The organism is uncultured Pseudacidovorax sp. (assembly GCF_913773995.1).
Lineage (GTDB): Bacteria > Pseudomonadota > Gammaproteobacteria > Burkholderiales > Burkholderiaceae_C > Xenophilus.
Genome location: NZ_CAJYES010000019.1, coordinates 29,045 through 52,061, shown reverse-complemented (window position 1 = coordinate 52,061; position 23,017 = coordinate 29,045). Strand labels below are relative to the sequence as shown.

Sequence of the window (23,017 nt, the reverse complement as noted above, 5' to 3'; positions counted from 1 at the left end):
CCTCGCGGCCGCCGCCGCCGCTCTGACCGTGCTGCCGGCATGGGCCCAGAACGGCAAGTTCCCCGACAAGATGATGCGCATCGTCGTGCCCTTCGCGGCCGGGGGCGGTGTGGACCAGACGGCGCGCGTGCTCGCCACGCAGCTGGGGCACCAACTGGGCGTGTCGGTGATCGTCGAGAACAAGCCCGGTGCCAGTGGCGTGCTGGGCGGGCGGTTCGTGCAGACCGCCCCGGCCGATGGCTACACCCTGCTGTTCTCGGCCGCGACCCATGTGCTGGCGCGCGAGGTCCTCAGCAATGCGCCCTACGACCCGCAGACCGACTTCGCGCCGGTCGCGCGCGTGGGTGAGGCGCCGCTCATGCTGGTCATCGCGCCCACGCTCGCGCCACAGAAGCTGCAGGACCTGACCGCGGCGATCCGCAAGGAGCCCGAAAAATGGTCGACAGGCATCCCGGGCGCGGGCGCGCCCAGCCATCTGGCCACCCTGCTGCTGGCCCAGCAGGCCAAGCTCAAGCTCACCTACGTGGCCTACAAGGGCACCCAGCCGGCGCTGGTCGACGTGGCCGGTGGCCACATCCAGATGCTGCTGGATTCGATGATCTCGCTGCTGCCGCTGGCCAAGTCGGGCAAGGTCAAGCCCATCGTCATCACCTCCACCGCGCGCAGTCCGCTGATGCCCGACGTGCCCACGGCGCAGGAAAGCGGCATGCCCCAGTTCAGCTATGCCTCGTGGTACGGCGTCTGGGCGCCCAAGGACACGCCGCCCGAGCGGGTGAAGCTGCTGTCGGCCGCCATCGCGCAGGCCGTCGCCGAGCTGGGCAAGCAGGGCGCGCTCGCCAATCTGGGCGTCGATCCGGCACCCCTGGAGCCGGAGGCCTTCCGCCGCTACATCGCCGGCTATGTGACCCAGAGCGCCGAGCTGCTCAAGGGTGCGGGCTTCCGCCCCGAGTGATTCCTTCCCCCATCCACAACAACGAGGAGACGAAATCCATGAAGACCCCCCATCGCCTGCTGGTGCTGGCCGCCGCCGGCTGCGCGGCCGGCGCCCATGCGCAGTCCAGCGTGACCGTGTTCGGCGCGCTCGACGCATCGGTGAGCCACTACAGCAGCAAGAGCAGCTTCTACAACAACACCACGGCCCTGGTGGTGCCGCAGCTGACCCAGCACCGCAGCCAGACGGCCCTGGCCAACAGCGCCACCACGCCGAGCCGGCTGGGCTTTCGGGGCACGGAGGACCTGGGCGGCGGCCTGGCGGCCAGCTTCTGGCTGGAGGCGGGCCTGAACAACGACACCGGCCTGGGCGCGGTGGGCGGCAACCTGGCCTTCAACCGGCGCTCCACCGTGAGCCTGTCCGGGCCCTTCGGCGAGCTCCGGCTGGGCCGCGACTACACGCCGACCTGGTGGAACGATGCCCTGTTCAGCCCCTTCAGCACGCTGGGCGTGGGCACCAACGTGGTCTCTTCGGTGGGCAGCAACCTGCAGACGGCCAAGGGGCCCGGCTCGGCCGTCTCGGCCAGCGACAACTACATGCGCACCAACAACAGCATCGGCTATTTCCTGCCGAAGCTGGGCGGCTTCTATGGCCAGCTGCAGTACGCCTTCCACGAAAACGCCGGTCAGGACAACCTCCCGGGCACGCCCAGCAGCAAGGGCCGCCAGGTGGGGGGGCGGCTGGGCTATGCCAGCGGCCCGCTGGACGTGGCGCTGGCCTATGCCGACAGCACCGCGGCCGACGCCACCACGCTCAACGCCCAGAATCTTCCGACCGGCGCGCGCTTCAAGGAGCACATCCGCACGCTCAACCTGGGTGCCAGCTACGACTTCGGCAGCTTCCGGCTGATGGGGGAGCTGTCGCAGATCCAGGACGTGAGCCGCACCACGCGGCCGGCGGCGGGTCTGGGCCTGGTGACCACGCCCGAGAAGGACAAGTATCTCGGCGGCCTTCTGGGCGTGACCGTGCCGGTCGGGGTCGGCCTGATCAAGGCGGCCTACTCGTGGGTGAAGTTCGACAACGACCTGGGCGCGGCCGCCACGCCCTTCTCGCCCGCCCGCGACGCCTCGGTGGCCAAGCTGGCCCTGGGCTACGAGTACAACCTGTCCAAGCGCACCGCGCTGTACGCCACCGTCGCTCGCATCCGGATCAAGGACGGGCAGAACAACCCGGCCATCATGGGCGCGATCGCAGGCGGCACCGCCAACTACGCCTCGACCGGCGCGGGCACTTTCGGGCTCGCGCCGCGCAGCGCTGCCGGCTACGACATCGGGCTGCGGCACACGTTCTGAGCGTCCCACCAGGCAGGGCCCGGTCCTGGCTCACTGGGCTTCCAGCATGCCCGACAGCATGCGGCGCTTTGACGGGTGGCGCTGGCCATCGGCTGCGGCTCGCCGTTCTTCAACTATGCCAACCATGCGGGCTTCTGGCTGGTCAAGGAATCCTTCGGCATGAGCATGGGCGAGGCCACCAGGACCATCTCGGTGGTGCAGTCCATCGTCGCCGTGGTGGGCCTGGTGATGGTGCTGCTGCTCAACCTGTTGCCGCCCCTGGGCTGAACGGCTCCACCCGCGGCAGCGGCACGGACGGGGCGTTCACGCCGCGTCGCCCAGCCGGTCCACCATGCGCACCAGCTCCGGCAGAGAGGACGCCTGCATCTTGCGCATGGCCTGGCCGCGGCGCACCTTCACCGTCACCTCGCTCAGCTGCAGCTGCCAGGCGATCTGCTTGTTGAGCTGGCCCTGTACCACCAGGCGCACGACCTCCTGCTCGCCCGGCGTGAGCGTGGCCCAGCGCGCGCGCAGCTCGGCGCCGGCGGCCTCCTGCGCCAGCCGCTGACGGTCGCGGGCGATGCCGTTCTGGATGGCGTCGAGCAGGTCCTGGTCGCGGAAGGGCTTGGCCAGGAACTCGATGGCGCCGGCCTTCATGGCGCCCACCGCCATGGCCATGTCGCCATGGCCGGTGATGAAGACCACCGGCAGCGGGATGCCGAGCGCGCCCAGCTGGCGGTGGAAGTCCAGGCCGCTCTGGCCCGGCATGCGCACATCCAGCACCAGGCAGCCCGGCGCGTTGTCGCGCGGATGGGCCAGGAAGTCGCGCGTGGCGCCGAAGCATTGCGCGCGCAGTCCCACGGAGGCGAGCAGGTCTTCCAGCGCGGCCCGCACGGACGGGTCGTCGTCGACGACGTAGACGATGGGGTCGGCGGTGGCCGGCGTAGTCGGGCAGGTCAAGAATGCTTCTCCTGGGAGGCCATGGGCAGGCTGAACCGGAACACCGCCCCCAGCCCCGCGCCGGGCTCGGCCCAGATGCGGCCGCCGTTGGCCTCGACGATGGTGCGGCTGATGCTCAGGCCGATGCCGATGCCCTGCGGCTTGGTGGTCCAGAAGGCATCGAACAGGTGCGCCTGCACCTCGGGCGCGAGGCCGACGCCCGAGTCGCGGATGGTGAAGACCAGGGTGTCGCCCTCACGCGCGGTGCCGATGTGCACCTCGCGGCGCGCCTCGCGTGCCGCGGGCATGGCGTCCAGGGCGTTGAGCAGCAGGTTGCCGATCACCTGCTGCACCTGTACCGGATCGGCCCAGACGGCGGGCAGGTCTGCCGGCAGCTGCAGTTGCAGGTCGATGTCCTCGTCCTCCAGCCGGGCCTGCGACAGCGCCACGATCTCGCGCACGCTCGCGTTCAGGTCGAAGCGGCTGGCCTGGGGCGGTTCGCCGCGGGTGAGGCTGCGCACGCGCGCGATGATGCTGCCGGCGCGCTCGGCGTCGCCCAGCATGCGCTGCAGGGCCTGGCGCGCCTTGTCGATCTGCGGCGGATCCTGCGCCAGCCAGCGCTGGCCGGCGTGGCCGCTGGTCACGATGGCGGCCAGCGGCTGGTTCACCTCGTGGGCGATGGAGGTGGTCAGGCCGGACAGGTTCTGCGCGCGGGCGATGCGCTCGAGCCGTGCCTGGGCGGCCTGCGCGGCGGCGCGGGCGCGCTGCATGCGCAGCACCAGCCAGGTGACCATGGCGATGGCGGCGGTGCTCAGGCCCATGTTGATCAGGCCCGCGTGGTAGTGGCCGCGCGGCGTGAGCACGAAGCTCAGAACGGTCATTGCGATGCAGGCGAGGCCCAGTGCGCGCAGGGCCGGCGGCTTGAGCGTCCGCTCGGCCGACAACACCACCACGGCATAGAGCACCGCAGCCGCCACCTCGTAGTTGGTCAGCGTGTCGGCCACGAAGATGGCCACCATCGCGGTGGCCACCAGGGCAGCGCGGAGGACGGATCGGGTTCTGACCGAAAGCAGCATGGCGTGGGGCGCAGCGGAGACAGGCATGCATCTCCGTGGAGTGGCATGCGCCAGGCTGCATTGTGCGCGAGGCACCGTGGCGCCTTCGAACCACGACACCGCGCTGGCGCCCGGCGCCCGATGCGCGGGCGGGTTCGTGATGCGCGCGTTTCTCGACCTCGCTCGTCTGTGAAATGACGTGTCCAGCAACGTTGCGGTCTGACACGCAACGTGATAATTGCTGGTTTCCGCCCCGTGCAACAAAACCCGTCGAGCAGGCCTTGTCTTCTGTCGCAGTTACCCTGGAGAACTGTGATCGCGAGCCGATCCACATTCCCGGCTCCATCCAGTCGCACGGTGCGTTGCTCGCCTTCGATTCGGCCCGGCGCCTTGTCCATTGCAGCGCCAACGCCAGGCAGTTCATCGGTGCCGGCCTGCCTCTGACCGGAAAGGCGCCGGCCGCCGACTGGGCCGCCGCCTTCCCGGCCCTCGGCAAGGCCCTCGATGACGCCCTCCACGATGCGGACCCCCAGTTCTCGTTGCAACATGAAATGCACTGGGACGGTCGCACGGCGGACCTGCTCGTCCACCGCAGCGGTGACCTTGTCGTGCTCGAGCTGGAGGCCCGTAATGCGGCGGATGAGCAGGTCCTCGGCTATGCGCTCAAGGCGCACCGCACCATCGATCGCCTGAAGCGACAGCCGGACATCGACGCCCTGCTGCAGATGGCGGCCACCGCGGTGCGCGAGCTCGCCGGCTTCGACCGCGTGATGGCCTATCGCTTCCTGCCGGACGGCAGCGGCGAAGTCGTGGCCGAGGACCGGCAGGAGACGCTGGAGCCCTTCGCGGGCCGCCGCTATCCCGCCAGCGACATCCCGGCCCAGGCCCGGCGGCTCTACCTCGTGAACACGCTGCGCCTCATCGCGGACGTCGACGCGCCCGCCATACCCGTCGAGCGCTGGGCCAACAGGGCAGGCGACCTCGATATGAGCCATTGCGTGCTGCGCAGCGTTTCGCCCATCCACATCGAATACCTGCGCAACATGGGCGTGCGGGCATCGATGAGCATCTCCATCGTGGTCGAGGGCGAACTCTGGGGCATGATCGCCTGCCACCACCAGCAGCCCCGGCTGGTGCCCTATGCCATCCGGATGGCGTGCGACGTTCTTGCGCAGGTGCTTGCCGCCAATGTCCAGAGCCTGCTGGCCCGCCAACGCGCACGCGCGGCCGAGATGGGCGCCCAGTTGCGCGCCCAGGTGACCCAGGCTGTTCTGCATGGCGACGAACTGTTGGCGGCGCTGGCCCCGCTGGTCGAGCCGATCGCGCGTGCATTCGACGCCCAGGCGGTCGTGCTGGCGCAAGAGGGCAAGCTCGTGGTGCACGGCGAGCTTCATCATGAGATCGCCGCCGGCCTGGTGCAGAGCCTGCAGAACGCCCAGTTCTCCGAGCGCGACCTCATCGTCACCCAGGCCATGAAGCATGTGCTGCCGCCCCCGGTCCCGGTCACGGGCCCCTGGTGCGGACTGCTGGGGCTGCGCTTCGATGCCCTGCAGAACGGCTGGGTGCTGGTGCTGCGCAAGGAGCAGATCGAAACCATCAACTGGGGCGGCAAGCCCGAGAAGGAGTACGCCACCGGCCCGAACGGTCCGCGCCTGACCCCGCGCGGCTCCTTCGACCTGTGGAAGCAGGAAGTGCGCGGTACCAGCGCGCCGTGGACCGAGTTCGAGCAGGGCTTGGCCCGTCAATTGCTGGAAGAGCTGGTACGTGCGCATTCCAACCGCCTGGCCGAGATGCATCGCGCACGCACTCAGCTTCTCGCCATGCTGGGCCATGATCTTCGCGATCCCCTGCAGTCCATTGCCATGGCCGCGCGGGTGCTGGAGCGCGGGGCGGAAGCGTCGGGCGCCCCCAATGCGAAGCTGGGTCAGCGCATCCAGTCCTCCAGTACCCGGATGGCGCGGCTGATTGCCCAGGTGCTGGACGCGTCGCGCCTGCAGGCTCAGCTGGGCCTGCAGATCCGGCGGGTGCCCGTCGACCTGTCGCGCATCCTCGAGGACCTGCTCGACGAGACCATCGTCGCCTACCCGGGCGTGCGGCTGCTCAAGGACATCCCGCCCGAGCTGCATGTCGAGGCCGACCCCGACCGCATGTCCCAGCTCTTCGGCAACCTGCTGAGCAACGCGCGGCACCATGGGCTCGCGGGCGAGCCGGTGACCGTACGCTTGCTGGGCGAAGGCGAGCAGGTGCGCTTCGAGGTGCTGAACAAGGCGCCGCCGATCGCGCCGGAACTGCTGGCCGATCTGTTCAGTGCGTTCAAGCGCGCTGCGCAGCCCAATGCACGCAACAAGGGCGGGCTCGGCCTGGGTCTGCACATCGCCCAGGCCATCGCGCTTGAACACGGCGGCGACATCCAGTACGAGTACCGCGACGGCCAGGTGTGCTTTGTTGCTGTCATGGCGGCTCGTTAGGCTGTCGTGGCGACTACGCTTGAACAGCGGGGCCGGCTCGCGCCGGACTTCGATCAGAACTCCGTGTGCAGCCGCACCGAGCCCACATGCACCGGCCCGCGGTCGGCGTTGTAGCCGGGATGGCGGATGTGCTGCCAGTCCAGCGTCACCCACAGCGCCTTGGCCAACTGAATGGCGTAGAACACCTCCGCCACCGTCTCCGTGCCGTAGCGCAGGGCGGCATCGCCCAGGAAGGTGCCGATGCCGCCAGCGGACAGGTAGTCGCGTCGCGCGCGAGAGAGGCCATTGGCCGCCACGGCCACGCCCACGGTGTCCTGCCCGCGGCCCCAGGCGCTGCCGCGCAGCAACGCGCCGGCCGAGAGCGAGCGGTCGATCTCGGTGAAGGCGTAGGTTTCGGTGCCGCCGTCGGCGCGGCTCCATCGTGCGAACACGCCCAGGTCGTCGCCCACGGCCTGCTCCAGCCCCAGGCCGATGCCGTGCTTGCTGCGGTCGGGGCCACGCACGGCGTCGAGGCTGGGGGCGTCGCCCGTGGCCTGCGCCAGGTCCAGGGCGTCCTGGAAGCTGGCCATGCGTGCCCGGTTGCGGAAGACCAGCAGCCGCAGCTTGCCGGGCTGGCCGCCCAGCTGGAGCGCATGCTCCAGCTCGACCTGGTCGCCGTAGTGGCGCAAGAAGCGCGGATCCAGCGGCTGGCCGTTGGGCTCGTAGGGCTGGATGAAGCGTCCGGCGCGCAGGGCCCAGTCGTCGTGGTGGCGCTCGAGCACGGCGCCCCAGGAATAGCCGCGCCCGTCCGCCGCATAGTCATAGGCGCCGTAGGTCATGAAGGACCAGTTGAGGAACTGCGTGCGCGGATCGTGGCTGTAGGCATTGCCGTCGAACAGGTCCAGCACCGACAGGTTGCCGGCGGTCAGCACCCAGCGGCGCCGGTCGGCGGTGCCGGCGAGCTGGGTGAGGCCGGGGGCCTGAACCTCCTCCCCGCCACCCTCGCCCCAGGTCTGGCGCAGGAAGAGGCGGGCGCGGTACAGGCCCAGGTTGGGTGTGGCGGAGCGGGCCATCTCGCCATTGGTGAAGCCGCCCAGGCCCGTGAGGCCCGACAGCGGCACGCCCTGGGCACCTTCGGCATTGAAGTACAGCTCGCCGCCCTGCCAGGGCCGCATGCCGACCATGGCCGTGACGGTGAAGGAATAGCTCAGCGCCCGCTCGGTGCCCAGGCTGTTGGGGCCGGAGTAGGCGGCGGGGAAGGCGGACTTGTCCTGCCAGACATAGGTGGACTGGAAAGCCGTGCCCCAATCCTGCGAAGGCGCGGCGGCTTCGGTGCCTGACGACTGGGCCCGCGCGGCGCCGGCCAGCAGCAGGGCCATGGCGATCGCGAGGGCAGGCGTGCGGTGCGGCCCGCCGTGGCCGTGCATTCGAAGAAGGGCGGCACTTCGTGCCTGGGCGATCGATGACTTCATTTCGTCGGTCGCGCCGCGTCAAGCCGCAGATCGGCCACCAGCCGTGTGCGGCGTGCCCGGGCCTGCAGCACGGCGTCGGGCTCGAGTTCCCAGTCATAGTCCGTGTGCCAGAGCCCGGCCACGGTGGCGATGTGCAGGTGATGCACCTCGCCCGCAAGCCCGTCCAGGGAGATGGCGTGCGGCGGGTGACCCTCTGCCTGCAGCGTGAACGCATGCGCACCCGGTGGCATGCGAAGGCGCAGCGTGGTCGAGGGCAGGGTGTCGGCCAGCGGCCGGCCGTCCATCCATACCGCCAGACGGTGGGGGCCGTCGCTCCAGTTCTGGCGCACCACATAGACGGTCAGGGCCCGCGGGTCGGGGGCGAAGTGCCAGGCATCCTGCGCCGTGTCGGCATCGGGCAGCGGGCCGTCGAGGCAGGGGCCGTGCCGGCCGTGGGCCAGCGGGTTGAGGAAGCAGTAGGCGCCGCCGGCCTGTGCTTCGCGGCCGGGCAGGGCGGCGCAGCCGGCCAGGCCGAGCAGGGCACCTGGCAGGATGAGCAGGGCGAGCCCGCGCCAGTGTGAAGAGGTCATGGTCATGTCTCCGGATCGTGAGGGCGTCTCACCGGGCCGGGCGCGGGGCAGGGGGTGCAGCCACGCCGTGGCCCGATCGGCCTAGTGCCCTGAGCTGTCGGCCACCTGCCACCAGCCGCCCAGGGCCTGGTAAAGCGCCACGCTGTCAGCCAGCCGTGCCGCGCGGGCCTGTGCGGTGGCGAGCGCGGCCTGCTGCAGGGTCTGCTGGGCCAGGATCAGGTCGGACTGCGCCGCAGCACCGGCCTCGCGCTGGCGCTGCACGGCCGTCAGGCTGCGCCGGGCGGCGGCCTCGGCGGCGGCGGTGGCGCGCAGCGTGTCCGCATCGCTGACGATGGCCTGCAGCGTGTCGGCCGTGTTCTGGAAGGCGGTCAGCACGGTGCTGCGGTACTGCGCCTCGGCCTGCTCGTAGGCGGCCTGCGCGGCGCGCTGCTGGTGCAGCAGCGCGCCGCCATGGAAGACCGGCTGCAGCAGCGTGCCGCCCACCGACCAGAAGCCGCCGCTGCGCAGCAGCTGCGACACCCCCAGCGCCGAGCTGCCCAATGTGGCCGTGAGCGTGAGGTTGGGCAGGCGCGCCGCCGTGGCCACGCCCACCTGGGCGGCGGCCGCATGCAGCTGGGCCTCGGCGGCGCGGATGTCGGGGCGCTGTTGCACCAGTTGGGATGGCAGGCTCACCGGCAGTTCGGCCGGCAAGTGCAGCGCGCTCAGCGCGAACTGCGCCGGCAGCGGGTCGCCGGGCAGCCGCCCGGTGAGCACGGCCAGCCGGCTGCGCTGCGCGGCCAGCTGCTTCTGCAGCGGCGGCAGTGTGGCCTGCACCTGGGCCAGGGCGCTTTCCTGGGCGGCGATGTCCGCACCGCCGATCTGGCCCGCCGCATGCTGGCGCCGGGCGCCCTCGAGCAGGCGGGTGGCCAGGTCGACCAGCTGCTGCGTGGCGTCGATCTGCGCGCGCAGGGCGGCCTCCTGGATCGCCGTGTTCACCACGTTGGTGACCAGCGTGGTGCCGACGGCTTCGCGCTGCCAGCGCTGCACGTCCACCTGCGCGTCCTGCGCCTCGACCGCGCGTCGCGTGCCGCCGAAGACGTCGGGCGCATAGCCGATGCTCAGCTGCGCCGTGTGCAGCGTGTAGCGGGTGATGTCGCCATCGGCCAGCGGGCTGGAGAGCGCGGCCGAGGTCTTCTGGCGCGTGGGCGAATAGCTCGCGTCCACCGAGGGCCAGAAGGCACCGCGCTGGGCCAGCGCCGTCTCCTGCGCATTGCGCAGCGCGGCCTCGGCGGCCTGCAGGTCGGGGCTGGCGGCCAGGGCGGCGTCGACCAGCGCATCGAGCTCGGAGGAGCCGAAGGCCTTCCACCATTGGGAGACCACACCCTGGCCGAGCGCGAAGCGCTGGGCCCCGCCGGCCGGACCGTCGGCCTCGGCCGTGCGCGCGGGCAGCGGCGCCGCGGCCACGGAGGGCGTGGCGGGGGCGGCCGGCGTGTGGAAGTCCGGGCCGACGGCGCAGCCTTGCAGCAGGCCCACCAGCGCGAGCACGGGCATCGCAAGAAGAGGATGGGGTCGGGCGATCACGGCTGGGCCTCCTGCGTCTGCATGTCGTTTGCAGCGGGTGCAACTCGGCGCCTGTCCAGCCGCGCCTCGATCAGGTGATACAGCGCCGGCAGCAGCGCCAGCGTCAGGACCGTGGCGCTGACCAGCCCGCCCACTACCACGGTGGCCAGGGGCCGCTGCACGTCGCTGCCCAGGCCGGTGGCGAGCATGGCCGGCGTGAGGCCCAGGGCGGCCACGGTGGCGGTGGTGAGCACCGGGCGCATGCGGCTGCGCGCGCCCTCCATCACCGCCTCTCGAAGTGGCCGGCCTTCTTCGGTGCGCAGGCGGTTGATCTGCGACAGCATCAGCACGCCGTTGAGCACGGCCACGCCGAAGAGCGCGATGAAGCCCACGGCGCTCGACACGTTGAGCGTCATGCCCCGCAGGTGCAGCGCGGCCAGCCCGCCCAGCATGGCCAGCGGCACCGCGGCCAGCACCAGCAGCGGCTGGCGCAGGTTGCCGAAGGCACCGAAGAGCAGCAGGAACATCAGGCCCAGCGTCATCGGCAGGATCAGCGCCAGGCGCGCCTGGGCGCGCTCCAGGTTCTCGAACTGGCCGCCCCAGCGCAGCTGCACATGCTTGTCGGCGGGCGTCACATCGTGCGCGACGGCGGCCTGTGCGTCCTTCAGGAAGCCGGCCAGGTCGCGGCCGCGCACGTTCAGCCGCACGATGATGTTGCGCTCGGCCATCTCGCGCACGATGACGCTCTCGCCGGCCACGGTGCTGACCTTGGCCACAGCGGAGAGTGGCACACGCTCGCCGGTGGACGACTTCAGCGTGAGGTTGCCGATGGCGTCGACGCTGGCGCGCGCCTTTTCCGGAAAGCGCACCGTCATGTCGTAGCTCTTCTCGCCCACGTAGAGCCGGCCGATGGGCGTGCCGCCGACGCCGGTGGCGATCAGGTCGGCCACGGCGGCGGCGTTGATGCCATGGCGCGCCGCGGCGGCGCGGTCCAGTTCGATCTTGAGGTTGGGCAGCGGCGGCTCCACGTCCACCGCCACATCGGCGGCGCCGGGCACGTGACGCAGCGTCTGCGCCACGCGATTGGCCACCGTGCGGATCTGCGCCAGGTCTTCGCCGAAGACCTTGACGGTGAGGTCGCCGTGGGCGCCCGAGAGCTTGTCCTGAACGCCGTCGATCATGGGCTGCATGAAGCCCACGGTGTAGCCCGGCATCTGCGCGAAGCGCTGGGCCATGCGGTCGATCAGCGCCTGCTTGGTGAGGCCCGATGTCCATTCGCTGTACGGATGCAGCCCCACGCTGGCCTCGATGTGCGAAGGCGTCCAGTAGTCGGTGCCGTCGTCGTTGCGGCCGGTCTGCGTGACCACGTACGACACCTCGGGGAAGGCCAGCGTGGCCTTGCGCAGCTCGTCGGCCATGGCCGAGGCCCTGGCCAGCGTGATGCCCGGCGGCATCTGCACCTGCAGCCACAGGGAGCCTTCGTCCAGGTAGGGCAGGAAGTCGTGGCCGGTGGTGACGAACACGCCGACCAGCGCCACCAGCGCCAGGCCGCAGGCCGCGAGCACGCCGTGCGCGCGGCCCACCGTGTGGGCCAGGAAGCGCCCATAGCGCACCGCCAGCCATCCGAGCACCGGGTTGTGCACGATGCGACGCGGCTTGCGCAGCGCCAGCCAGGCCAGCCCCGGAATCAGCGTGAGGGCCACCAGCAGCGCGCCCGCCAGCGCCGCGCCCACCGCATAGGCCATGGGCGAGAAGAGCTTGTACTCGATGCGCTGGAAGGCGAAGAGCGGCAGGTAGGCGCACACGATCACCACCATGCCGAAGAAGATCGGCCGCGCCACCTGCAGCGTGGCCTCGATGGCATCGCTGGCCGAAAGCGGCCGGCCCTCGGCCTCCTCGCGGCGGCGCAGGATGTTCTCCACCAGCACCACCGCGCCATCCACCAGGATGCCGAAGTCGATGGCGCCCAGCGACAGCAGGTTGGCCGGGATGTGGAACTGGTGCATGAAGATGAAGGCGATCAGCAGCGCCAGCGGAATCGTCAGCGCCACGATGGCCGCCGCGCGCGGACTGCCCAGGAAGAGCAGCAGCACCACCGCCACCAGCACCATGCCCTCCATCAGCGTGGACGAGACCGTGTGCAGCGTGGCCTCGATCAGCGAGGTGCGGTCCAGGTAGGGCACCACCTTCACGTCCTTGGGCAGCAGGTGCTCGTTAAGATCCTGCACCGCTTCGTGCACCGAGGCCAGGGCCGTGGAGGGGTTGCGGTCCTTCAGCAGCAGCACGATGCCTTCGATGGTGTCGGGGTTGGCGTCCTTGCCCAGCACGCCGCGACGCTCGACATTGCCGTAGGCCAGCCGGCCCAGGTCCTTGACCAGCACGGGCACGCCGGCCTTGGTCTTGACCACCACGTTGCCCATGTCGTCCAGCGAACGCAGCAGGCCCACGCCGCGCACCACGTAGCTCTGCTCGCCACGGTCGACGATGCTGCCGCCGCCGGTGGCGTTGTTGTTGTTGAGCGCGTCCTTCACGTCCTGCAGCGACAGGTCGTACTGCTGCAGTCTGTCGGGCTCCAGCTCCAGCATGAACTGGGTCGTGAGGCCGCCGAAGTTGGCCACGTCCACTACGTCGGTGGCTTTCTTCAGTCGCGGGATCACGGTCCAGAACTGCAGCTCCGACAGCTCGCGCAGGCTGCGCGTCTTCGATTCGAGCGTGTAGCGGTAGATCTCGCCGGTGGGCGAGGTGTAGGCGTCCAGGCCCGGCGATGCGCCGTAGGGCAGCGTGACCGCGTTGATGCGCTCCTGCAGCCGCTGGCGGGCGAAGTAGCCGTCGGTGCCGTCCTCGAAGACGACGGTGATCAGCGACAACGCGAACAGGCTGCGCGAGCGAAGCACGTGCATGCCCGGCGTGCCGAGCAGCGCGCGCTCCAGCGGCACGGTGATCTGCTGCTCCACCTCTTCGGCGCCCAGGCCGGGCACCTGCGTGACGATCTGCGAGCTGACGTCCGCGATGTCCGGATAGGCCTCGATGGGGAGCTGCTTCCAGCTCCAGTAGCCGTACAGCGCGACGAAGACGAACAGCAGCCAGGCGATGCCGCGCCGCTGGAAGGCGAGGGTGACGAGCTTCTCAATCATTGAGCAGCACTCCGCCCTGCACCACGATGCGCTCCCCGGCCTTCAGGCCCGAAATGACTTCCACCTTGTCGTCGGACGAGCGGCCCAGCACCACCAGACGCGATTCGTACTGGAAGGGGGCCTGCTCGACGAAGACGCGCGTGGCCAGCCCGCTCTGCAGCACGGCGGTCGCCGGGATCAGCAGCGCCGGCTGCGCGGGCCCTTCCAGCGTGGCGTGCGCATACATGCCGGGCTTGAACAGCCGCTCACGGTTGTCGATGGCCACGCGCACGCGCACGGTGCGGGTGTCGGTATCCACCATGTCGCCGATGTAGCGGGCCTTGCCCTCGAAGCTGCGGCCGGGATAGGCATCGAGCGCGATGTGGACCGGCTGGCCCACCGACAGGGCGGCAATGTCCTTCTCGGGCACGCTGGCCGTCAGCCAGACGGTGGACAGGTCGGCCACCGTCATCAGCGAGGCCGTGGTGTCGTTCCAGTAGCCGCCCAGGGCGCCGCTCATGTCGACCACGCGGCCGGCGATGGGGGCGCGCAGCACGTACTCGCGGCGCGATGCGGCATCCACGGGCGCGCCCAATTGCGCCAGGCGCTCGCGCGCGGCGCGGGCATCGCTCTCGGCGGCAGTGAGTGTCTGGCGGGCGGCCTGCAGGTCCTTGGCGGCGGCGATGTCGGCCTGGTTCAACGTCTGCTGGCGCTCGAAATCCTGGCGTGCCTGCAGCAGGGCGGCCTGGGCCTTGGCGTCGTCCCGATAGGCGGCGCCCAGGTCGGGCGAATCCAGCGTGACCAGCGGATCGCCTGCCTTCACCGCATCGCCCAGCTGGTGGTGCAGCCGCACGATGCGGCCGGCCAGCGGCGGCACGATCTTCACCAGCCGCTCGGGTGCGGCCTCGATGGTGCCGGGGGCTTCGAGCGTGGGCGCGAAGGGCTGTGGTGCGACCGCGGCCACCACGAGGGCCTGGCGCAGGGGCGCGCCTTCGGGCACGCGGATGACGGTGTCGTTGTGCTGCAGGCTGGTGTCGGACGGTGCAGCCGGCGCGGATGAGGCCGCGACTGCACCGGCCGTCGGTGCGGAATGGCCGGCGTTGCAGCCAGCCAGCACCACGGCGAGGGTGGAGGTCAGGACAAGGGCGGGGATCGGCTTCATGGGCGTCTTCCGGGCGTGGCGAAAACGGGGACCATGGCGCAGCAGCCACCCGACTGTGGGCCGGGGGCGACCGCACGGGTCGGGGGTGAATGGGCATCGGCCGAAGGGCCGCAAGGGACCCCGCGCATCGGCACGGCGGTGTGGCCGGGACCCACCGCGATGGGTCGGCCCACTGGCAGTCGCTACGACGCGCCGACCTGGAAATGGTCGCAGCCGCGCGCCGCAAAGGCCATCGTGCGAAGGGCTTGCGGCAAAGGCTGGAAGGATGGAGGGGCTATACCTTGGTATAGCGGTCGTGCCGTGGTGGATGCAGCCCAGCCGGGGGTTTCAATAGCGGCCGGTCACGGCCATTCAGTGACGCCGCAGCTCCATCGCGTCGACCGACGCCGTGAACGACAGACCATCCGCGGTGGCATGGGCGGCAAAGATCAGAACGCCCGGACCGTTCCGTCCCCATTTCGGCCCGTCGAAGCGCCGCCTCAATCCGCCGTCGCCCCCGTCTCCCGCACGATGCGCCCCAGCCGCGCCGTCTCGCTGCGGATCAGCTGGCCGAAGGCCTCGGGCGTGCCGGCCACCACGGGCGTGCCCAATGCCTCCCAGGACTTGCTGAAGGCCGGGTCGGCAAAGATGTCCAGGAAAGTGGCATTGAGCCGCTGCACGGTGGCCGCGGGCGTGCCGCTGCGCACCGCGATGCCGTGCCAGGCCGTCACCTCGAAGCCGGGCAGACCGGCCTCGGCCATGGTGGGCACCTGCGGCAGCGCGGGGCTGCGCGTGGCCGACGTGACGGCGATGGGCATCAGCTTGCCCGCCTGCAGGTGCTGCAGCGAGCTGGCCAGTATGTCGAACATCAGCGGCACCTGCCCGCCCAGCACGTCGTTGAGGGCCGGGCCGGCACCGCGGTAGGGCACGTGCGTGAGCGGCACCTTGGCCTCCCGCGCGAACAGCTCGCCCGCCAAGTGCTGTGGCGTGCCGCTGCCGGCCGAGGCGAAGTTCAGCGGCGCCTTCTGGCTGCCCGCATAGGCGATGAATTCCTTCAGCGTGCGGGCCTTGACCGAGGGATACACCTCCAGCACCAGCGGGAAGGCCGACAGCTGCACCACCGGCAGCAAGTCCTCCTGCGCATTGAAGGGCATGGACTTGTACAGCGCCGCATTGACGGCCATCGGCCCGCTTGCCGCGAGCAGCAGCGTCAGGCCGTCGGCCGGCGCCTGCCGCGCGACGTAGGCGCTGCCCAGGTTGCCACCGGCGCCGCCGCGGTTGTCGACGATGACGGTGGTGCCCAGCCGGCGCTGCAGCTGCGGTTGCAGCAGCCGCGCCATCAGGTCGGTGGGGCCGCCGGGCGGATAGGGCACCACGATGCGCACGGGGCCCTTGGCGGCATCGGACTGGGCGAGGGCGAAGGAAGGGGCGAGCAGGCCGGCGGCCGCGCCCGCCAGCCATTGGCGGCGATCGATCATGGGGTTTGTCTCCGGTTGTCGTGGTTGAGGGGGGCGGGGTCAGCGTGGCCGGAAGCGCTCGCGGATCTGCGCTGCCGTGGCCAGCGGCCGGCCCAGCGTGGCGGCGGCCTCGGCCGCCTGCGCCACGAGGGCCGTGTTGTCGGGAGCGAGGCTGCCGTCGCGCAGCCGAAGGTTGTTCTCGAAGCCCACGCGCGCATGGCCGCCGAAGGCCGCCGCGGCGGTGACGCAGGCCTGCTCGGTGGGGCCGAAGGCGCACACCGCCCAGGGCTCGGGGCCGTCGCCATGGGCGGCCAGGAAGGGCAGCAGGTCGCGTGGATCGGAGGTCTGCCCGGCGCTGTAGCGACCCAGCACGAAGAGCAGGAACCAGGGCGCATCGGGGATGGTGCCCGCCGCGCGCAGCGCCTGCCAGCGTGCCACGTCGGCCGCGTCGTAGAGGATCACCTGCACCATGGTGCCGCGCGCGGCCAGCTCGCCGAAGAAGGCGGCCAGGCCCGCCTCGCCCACGGCGGGCACATCCACCTCGCGCAGGCCGATGGAGACGGCCTCGGGCTGCAGCTCGCGCACCATGGCGATCTGCTGCGGCGCCTGGTAGACGCGCGCCGCCTCGCTGGTGACCTGCAGCACCATCGCATCGCCCACGACTTGGCGTACCACTCGCAGGGCTTCGCGGTAGCCCTCGGCATCCAGGCTGTGGCGGCCTTCGGCATCGCGGATGTGCAGGTGGAGCATGGCTGCGCCGGCGTCCAGGCAGCGGCGGGCCGTGTCGGCCAGCGCCTGGGGCGTCAGCGGCACGGCGGGATGGTCGCTGTGCTGCTTGTAGGCGCCGTTGGGCGCCACGGTGAGGATGAGGGGATCGGCGGTCATGTGGCGTTCCGGTCGGTAGAAGGGGTTTCGACAGCACCCGGCAGCGGCGGCAGTTCGTCGGCCAGCAGCCGCAGTTCGGCCCGCAGCAGGCGGTCGTAGCGCGCGCGTTCGGCCGCACGCTCGGCCTCAGGCCAGTCGCTGAAGCCGGCACCGGCCTTCATGCCGACGCGGCCCGCCTGCACCTGCTGCTGGAGCACCCGCGCGGGTTCCGCGTCGTTGCACAGGCTGGGATAGATGGTGGCGGCGGCGGCGCAGTGCACGTCCAGCCCGGCATGGTCGCGCTGCAGGATCGGCCCGGCCGCCAGAAAGCGGAAGCCGAAGCCGAAACGCACCGCGGCGTCGATGTCCACGGCACTGGCGACACCGGCGTCCAGCAGCGCGAAGGCCTCGCGTGCCAGCGCATGCTGCAGCCGGTTGGCCAGGAAGCCCGGCCGGTCCTTGCGCACCAGCACCGGCACGCTGGCGCAGCGGCGCATCGTCTGCATCAGCGCCTGGGCGGCGTCGGCGTCGCTGTGCGGGCCCATCACCACCTCCACCAGCGGCACCAGGTGCGCGGGCATGAAGAAGTGCAAACCGAACATGCGCTCCTGCGTGGGCAGGCCGTCGGCGATGCGGCTGATGGGCAGGCCCGAGCTGTTGCTGGTCAGCAGGGCCGAGGGAGGCGCCAGCTCGACCAGCCGCGCGAAGAGCTGCTGCTTGGGCGCCAACTGCTCGACGATGCATTCCACCACCAGCCCGATGCCGGCCCAGGCCACGGCCTCCAGCTGCTGCACGACGGTGATCGGCCCGGCATGCGCGGCGCAGCCGGCGGCTTCGAGCTGGGCGCCGATGTAGGCCGGCAGGCCGGCGGCCTTGGCGGCATCGCGCTCCACCAGGGTGACGGGCAGGCCGCCGCGGCTGAGCACCACCGCGACGTCGGCGCCCATGGTGCCGCCGCCGATCACGGCGGCGCCTGGGGCGCGGGGAAGAAAAGGGGTCGTCATGGCGCCGCAGTCTAGGAAGCCGGCACTGATCGGTCCAACGCTATTGCCCGATAGACTGATCGGCGATCATGATCAATCTTTCGCTGCGCGAACTGCAGGTCTTCATCGAACTGGCCGAGACGCTGAACTTCCGGCGCGCCGCGGCGCGGGTGCACCTGTCGCAGTCGGCCGTGTCGGGCGTGATCGGCCGGCTGGAGGAGACGCTGGGCGCGCGCCTGTTCGCCCGCAACACGCGCAGCGTGCAGCTCACCGACGCCGGCCAGGCCCTGCTGGCGCATGCCCGCATCCTGCGGGCGCAGGCCGAGACGGCCGCCAGCGCGGTGCGCGACGTGGTCGAGCTGCGGGAGGGCCGGGTGCGCATCGCGGCGCTGCCCTCGCTGGCGGCGACGGTGGTGCCGCCGGTATTCGCGCGCTTCATGGCCCGGCACCCCGGCGTGCAGCTGGGCGTGGTCGATTCGCTGTCGGGTGCCTCCTTCGACCTGGTGCGCGCGGGCCAAGTCGACTTCGCCCTCACGGCCGAGAACCCGGCCTATGCCGACCTGGCCTACGAGACGCTGGCCAGCGATCCGCTGGTGCTGCTGCTGCCTGCGGACCACGCGCTGGCCGCGCGGCGCGGGCCCCTGCGCTGGGCCGAGGTGGCGGGCCTGCCGCACATCTCGATGCCGGCACCCACCAGCGTGCGGCAGTACGCCGAGGCGGCGCTGCTGTCACTGGGGCAGCGCTTCGCGCCGCGTTTCGAGGTGGAGCACCTGGCCACCATCAATGCGATGGTGGCGGCGGGGCTGGGGGTGTCGGTGCTGCCTGCCCTGGCGGCGCAGGTGGCGCTGGGCGGGCCGGTGGTGCAGCGGCGGCTGACGGCGCCGGATGTGCAGCGGCCCATCGGACAGGTGATGCGGCAGGAACGGGCCTTGTCAACGGCCGCCGCGGCCGTGGCCGAGGCCCTGCGGGCCGAGTTGCTGCGTCAGTTGGGCCAGGCTGCGGCCAGTCCCCGCGCGCAGAAATCGACGCGTGCGCCTCAGGCGCCGCGCGCGTAGGCGGAGGGCAGGGCGAGCACTCGTCCTGGCCGCACGAGCGCTGCGCGATCAGGGATCGATGCGCCTCCCTCTCTCAGTCGAACCGCGCCGCCCGCTTCTCGACGAACGCCATCACCGCCTCCCGGTGGTCCGCCGTCTTGTGGGCGATGGCCTGGTAGCCGGCCGACATCTCCAGCAAGGATTCCAGCGAGGCCTGCTGTCCTTCACGCAGCAGCCGCTTGGTCATGCGCATCACGGCACCGGGGTTGGCGGCAATGCGCTGGGCCAGTGCGCGTGCGGTGTCCAGCAAGGCCTCGGGCGCGACGACGCGGCTGACCAGGCCGCAGGCCAGCGCTTCGCGCGCGTCGATGGCTTCGCCCGTGAAAGCCATCTCCGATGCCTTGGCCATGCCCACGGCGCGCGGCAGCAGCCAGGCGCCGCCGTCGCCGGGCACGATGCCCACGCGCACGAAGCTCTCCGCGAACGTCGCGGTCTCGCTGGCGATGCGGATGTCGCACATGCAGGCCAGATCCAGCCCGGCCCCGATGGCCGGCCCGTTGATGGCGCAGATGACCGGCACGTCCAAGTGGTAGAGCGCACGCGGAATGCGCTGGATGCCCTGGCGGTATTCCTCGCGGATGCGGTCGGGCGTGAGCGCGTCGTCGAAGAAGCGCTGCATGTCCTTGACGTTGCCGCCCGAGCTGAACACCGGGCCGGCGCCGGTCAGGATGACGGCCTTGACGCTGGTGTCGGCGCGGATGGCGTCGCACGCCTGGACGAACTCTTCGACCGCGGTGTTGCCGGTCAGGGCGTTGCGGGTCTGGGGCTGGTCCATGGTCAGGATGACGATGGCGCCTTCGCGGGTGTGGGTGAGGAAGGACATTGGGGCAGCGGGCCTTCAGGCGGGTTGGGACACGGTGGGATCGGTGAGCGTGCGAAGCCAGTCCAGCGTGGTGTGCGCGCGGCCGTCGACCAGCGCGGCCCCGACCACGTCCCACCAGTAGGACTCGGCACCGCCGCACTGGCGCCAGGCATGGAGTCGGCGGGTGTGCAGTTGCAGGTCGAACTCGGCGGTGAAGCCGATGGCGCCATGGATGGCATGGCCGGCCTCGGCCACGGCCAGCGCGGCCTGGCTGCAGCGGGCCTTGGCGACGGCCACGCGCAGCCGGTCGGGCCAGGGTCCCTGTGCGGCGCAGCCCAGTTGCGCGGCCATGCGCGCGGCAAAGACCTGCTCGCTCATCACTGCCAGCTGATGCTGGATTGCCTGGAACTTGCCGATCGGCCGGCCGAACTGCTGGCGCTCGTTGGCATGCGCCAGCGTGCGGGTGAACACGGTCATCAGGCTGCCGGCCAGATGTGCCGCGGCCTGGATGGCGAGCAGCGTGCGGGCGTCGATCCCGGTCGGCGCTTCGATGGCCAGCCGCGGTGCATCGGACAGTGCGCCGCCCGACCAGTGCAGGCCGGCGTCGAGGACGAAGGCCGCGTCGCTCGGCGTGGCGGTGCGCACGGGCAGTAGGTGCCAGCCGTCGGCGGCCTGCACCAGCACATGGGCGGCCACGCGGGCCAGCGCCACGCTCGCACAGCGCAGGCCGCCTTCGCCATCGGGCAAGGCCTCGGCCAGGGCGATGGGACCGGCGGGCGACGCATGGCCCGCCCTGGCGAGCAGCGCCCGCGCCAGCATGGTGGTGCCCAGGGGCAGCGGCAGCGCATGCGCTCCGGCCGACGTCCACAGGCCGAAGACCTCGGGCAGCGAGAGTCCGGCGCCGCCCTGCGCCTCGGGCACGAGGGCATCGGCAAAGCCGGCATCCTCGATCGCTTGCCAGAGGGCGCTGACGTCGCCGCCCGCCTCGATGGCGCGGACGGCCTCGGGGGTGCAGCGGTCGCGCAGCAGTGCCTCGGCCGCGTCGGTCAACAGATCGTCTTGCATGTGTCTTGTCCTCAGCGCAGGCCTAGGCCGCGGGCGATCATGCCGCGCAGGATGTCGCGGGTGCCGCCACGCAGCGAATACGAAGGCGCCACCTCGGTCACGTAGCGCAGCGTGCGCAGCAGCTCGGCGGGCACGTCCACCGCGTCGCGACTGAAGATGTCGTCGGCGATGGCGGCGGGAATGAACTGCTCCAGCGTCGTGCCCAACTCCTTGACGAGCGCGGCTTCGACGATGGGGCTCTGGCCGCGCACCAGCCGGTCCTGAACGGCCACCGACATGGCACGCAGCGGCGCCAGCTCCGTGAGGATGCGTCCGACCAGGCGCAGCGCGGCGTCGCTGCGGCCTTGTGGCGTGCGCACCCAGGCCAGCCATTCGTCGAAGAGCACGATGCTGGAGAACAGCCGCTCGGGCCCGCTGCGCTCGAAGGCGAGTTCGGCCGTCACCTGTTCCCAGCCTTGCCCCTCGCGACCGATGAGCGCGTCGGCCGGCAGCTGGACGTTGTCGAAGAAGACTTCGCAGAAATGCCGGTCGCCCGACAGGTCGGTGATGGGCCGCACGGTCACACCTGGCAGGCTCAGGTCCACGATGACCTGCGACAGGCCCTGGTGACGGTCGGTGGCCTCGCCCGAGGTGCGCACCAGCGCGATCATGTACTGGCAGTGGTGAGCGTTGGTGGTCCAGATCTTCTGGCCGTTGAGCACGAAGCCGCCGCCTTCCCTGGTTACGGCGCGGGTGCGCACGCTGGCCAGGTCGGAGCCGGCGCCGGGCTCGCTCATGCCGATGCAGAAGAAGGCCTCGCCGCGGCAGATGCGCGGCAGGTAGTAGCGCTTCTGTGCCTCGGTGCCGTACTTGAGGATCAGCGGCCCGCTCTGGCGGTCGGCGATCCAGTGAGAGCCCACGGGCGCGCCGCAGGCCAGGAACTCCTCCACCAGCACGTAGCGGGCGAAGGCCGTGCGTCCGCCGCCGCCGTATTCGGACGGCAGGGTGATGCCGATCCAGCCGCGATGGCCCAACGCGCGGCTGAGATCGGTGCTGTAGCCTCCCCACGAGCGCGCCCGCACATGCGGCGGCAGGCCGGCGACGGCCTCGGCCAGGAAGTCGCGCACCTCGGCACGCAGGGCCTCGTCCTCGGCCGGGATGGCGGTGAGTGCGAGCGAATCGAGCAGGCTCATGCCGTGCCTCACTCCAGCGTGACGCCGGTGGCCTTGACCACGCCCGCCCAACGCGCCAGCTCCTTGCGGATGTAGGTGCCGTATTCCTCGGGCGTGGAGCCCAGCGGCTCGGTGCCCTGCTGCGCCAGGCGCTCGCGCACGTCGGGGCTGCGCAGCGCTTTCATGATTTCGGCATTCAGCCGTTGCACGACGGCCGGCGGCGTCGCGGCGGGCACCATCAGGCCCTGCCAGGCACCGGCCTCGAAGCCGGGCATGACCGTCTCGTCCAGCGTGGGCACGTCCGGGAAGAGCGACATGCGCTTGGCGGTGGTCACGGCCAGCAGCTTCATGCGCTTGTCGCGCACGAAGGCCATGACCGAGTTCACCGTGTCGGTCATGAACTGGATCTGGCCGCCGGCCAGGTCCACGTCGGCCGGCGCGCTCCCCTTGTAGGGCACATGCGTGGCCTCGATGCCCTGGGCCCGCACGAACTGGTAGGCCGCCAGGTGCGTCACGTTGCCGTTGCCTGCCGAGCCGTAAGACAGTTTGCCGGGGTTGGCCTTGGCGTAGGCCACGAACTCGCGCACGTTGTTGGCCGGCACGCCGGGGTTGACCACCAGCGCCAGCGGCACCACCGCCGTGAGGGCCACCGGCGCCAGGTCGCGCAGCACGTCGTAGGGCATGCTCTTGTAGAGCGCCGGGCTGAGCGCGACGGACGAGGTGTTGTAGAGCACCGTGTAGCCGTCGGGTGCGGCCTTGGCCACATAGGCCGAGCCGATGTTGCCGTTGGCGCCGGGCTTGTTGTCCACCATCACCGGCTGGCCCATCTGCTCCGACAGCTTCTGCGCCAGCACGCGGGCGATCAGGTCGGTGGGGCCACCGGGCGGGAAGGGCACCACCATCGTGATGGCCTTGGTGGGGTAGCCGACAGGCGCGGCCGGCTGGGCCTGGACCGGCAGGCCGGTGAGGGCGCCGGCAACGGCGGCGGCCAGGGTCAGTGCGGTGCGTCGCCGGTCGATGCCGGGCGGGCGGCGGTTGTGGGGGGCTTGCATGGGTGTGTCTCC

General features: G+C 71.1%; 18 protein-coding genes and 1 pseudogene. 5 read left to right on the top strand and 14 right to left on the bottom strand.

Translation table 11 applies throughout. The features are described 5' to 3' along the window. Positions 1-22 precede the first annotated feature (22 nt). The 3 genes and pseudogenes from QZ772_RS02000 to QZ772_RS01990 form a co-directional block, all read left to right on the top strand. Positions 23-952: a tripartite tricarboxylate transporter substrate binding protein gene (locus tag QZ772_RS02000; RefSeq protein ID WP_295522534.1), complete on the top strand. Its 930-nt coding sequence runs from the start codon at positions 23-25 to the stop codon at positions 950-952. Positions 953-990: 38 nt separating this feature from the next. Next, positions 991-2,283, top strand: coding sequence for a porin (locus tag QZ772_RS01995; protein WP_295522530.1), 1,293 nt, complete (start codon positions 991-993; stop codon positions 2,281-2,283). A gap of 75 nt (positions 2,284-2,358) precedes the next feature. After that, positions 2,359-2,550, top strand: a pseudogene (locus QZ772_RS01990) (gluconate transporter); the annotation flags it as partial. A gap of 36 nt (positions 2,551-2,586) precedes the next feature. Here QZ772_RS01990 and QZ772_RS01985 read toward each other — a convergent pair. Both QZ772_RS01985 and QZ772_RS01980 read right to left on the bottom strand, forming a co-directional pair. Beyond that, complete coding sequence (locus tag QZ772_RS01985; RefSeq protein ID WP_295522529.1) at positions 2,587-3,222, bottom strand: response regulator transcription factor; 636 nt, start codon at positions 3,220-3,222, stop codon at positions 2,587-2,589. Then, complete coding sequence (locus tag QZ772_RS01980) at positions 3,219-4,277, bottom strand: ATP-binding protein (protein WP_295522528.1); 1,059 nt, start codon at positions 4,275-4,277, stop codon at positions 3,219-3,221. Before QZ772_RS01980 ends, QZ772_RS01985 begins: the two co-directional genes overlap by 4 nt. Positions 4,278-4,537: 260 nt before the next feature. Between QZ772_RS01980 and QZ772_RS01975 the strand changes: the two genes are divergently transcribed. Further along, entirely contained in the window at positions 4,538-6,724 is a 2,187-nt protein-coding gene (locus QZ772_RS01975; RefSeq protein ID WP_295522527.1) for an ATP-binding protein, read from the top strand. A gap of 53 nt (positions 6,725-6,777) precedes the next feature. Here QZ772_RS01975 and QZ772_RS01970 read toward each other — a convergent pair whose 3' ends face one another. The 8 genes from QZ772_RS01970 to QZ772_RS01935 form a co-directional block, all read right to left on the bottom strand. Beyond that, entirely contained in the window at positions 6,778-8,082 is a 1,305-nt protein-coding gene (locus QZ772_RS01970) for a carbohydrate porin (RefSeq protein ID WP_295522526.1), read from the bottom strand. Between the two features lie 89 nt (positions 8,083-8,171). Further along, a complete protein-coding gene (locus QZ772_RS01965) occupies positions 8,172-8,744 on the bottom strand; it encodes a hypothetical protein (protein WP_295522525.1) in 573 nt (190 codons plus the stop codon). 81 nt (positions 8,745-8,825) lie between these two features. Continuing rightward, positions 8,826-10,274: an efflux transporter outer membrane subunit gene (locus tag QZ772_RS01960; protein WP_295522533.1), complete on the bottom strand. Its 1,449-nt coding sequence runs from the start codon at positions 10,272-10,274 to the stop codon at positions 8,826-8,828. A 26-nt stretch (positions 10,275-10,300) separates the two neighbouring features. Next, entirely contained in the window at positions 10,301-13,417 is a 3,117-nt protein-coding gene (locus QZ772_RS01955; protein ID WP_295522524.1) for a CusA/CzcA family heavy metal efflux RND transporter, read from the bottom strand. Further along, positions 13,410-14,558 carry an efflux RND transporter periplasmic adaptor subunit gene (locus QZ772_RS01950; protein WP_295522522.1) on the bottom strand — a complete coding sequence of 383 codons (1,149 nt, stop codon included), beginning with the start codon at positions 14,556-14,558 and terminating at the stop codon, positions 13,410-13,412. Before QZ772_RS01950 ends, QZ772_RS01955 begins: the two co-directional genes overlap by 8 nt. Positions 14,559-15,037: 479 nt before the next feature. Continuing rightward, on the bottom strand, positions 15,038-16,015 hold the full coding sequence (locus QZ772_RS01945) for a tripartite tricarboxylate transporter substrate binding protein (RefSeq protein WP_295522520.1): 978 nt from the start codon (positions 16,013-16,015) through the stop codon (positions 15,038-15,040). A 39-nt stretch (positions 16,016-16,054) separates the two neighbouring features. Beyond that, positions 16,055-16,879: a 3-keto-5-aminohexanoate cleavage protein gene (locus QZ772_RS01940; RefSeq protein WP_295522518.1), complete on the bottom strand. Its 825-nt coding sequence runs from the start codon at positions 16,877-16,879 to the stop codon at positions 16,055-16,057. Next, positions 16,876-17,862, bottom strand: coding sequence for a 3-hydroxyacyl-CoA dehydrogenase NAD-binding domain-containing protein (locus QZ772_RS01935; RefSeq protein ID WP_295522516.1), 987 nt, complete (start codon positions 17,860-17,862; stop codon positions 16,876-16,878). Before QZ772_RS01935 ends, QZ772_RS01940 begins: the two co-directional genes overlap by 4 nt. A 65-nt stretch (positions 17,863-17,927) precedes the next feature. Here QZ772_RS01935 and QZ772_RS01930 point away from each other — a divergent pair, with 65 nt between their 5' ends. Further along, a complete protein-coding gene (locus QZ772_RS01930; RefSeq protein ID WP_295522532.1) occupies positions 17,928-18,896 on the top strand; it encodes a LysR family transcriptional regulator in 969 nt (322 codons plus the stop codon). Positions 18,897-18,969: 73 nt separating this feature from the next. On the opposite strand, the gene QZ772_RS01925 is transcribed toward QZ772_RS01930, so the two are convergent. Genes QZ772_RS01925 through QZ772_RS01910 form a run of 4 tightly spaced genes read right to left on the bottom strand, consistent with a single transcriptional unit; the run spans position 18,970 to position 23,005 of the window. After that, complete coding sequence (locus QZ772_RS01925) at positions 18,970-19,758, bottom strand: crotonase/enoyl-CoA hydratase family protein (protein WP_295522514.1); 789 nt, start codon at positions 19,756-19,758, stop codon at positions 18,970-18,972. A 15-nt stretch (positions 19,759-19,773) separates the two neighbouring features. Next, complete coding sequence (locus QZ772_RS01920; RefSeq protein WP_295522512.1) at positions 19,774-20,802, bottom strand: acyl-CoA dehydrogenase family protein; 1,029 nt, start codon at positions 20,800-20,802, stop codon at positions 19,774-19,776. 11 nt (positions 20,803-20,813) lie between these two features. After that, on the bottom strand, positions 20,814-21,974 hold the full coding sequence (locus QZ772_RS01915) for an acyl-CoA dehydrogenase family protein (RefSeq protein WP_295522509.1): 1,161 nt from the start codon (positions 21,972-21,974) through the stop codon (positions 20,814-20,816). An 8-nt stretch (positions 21,975-21,982) separates the two neighbouring features. Continuing rightward, positions 21,983-23,005, bottom strand: coding sequence for a tripartite tricarboxylate transporter substrate binding protein (locus tag QZ772_RS01910; RefSeq protein WP_295522507.1), 1,023 nt, complete (start codon positions 23,003-23,005; stop codon positions 21,983-21,985). Positions 23,006-23,017 lie beyond the last annotated feature (12 nt).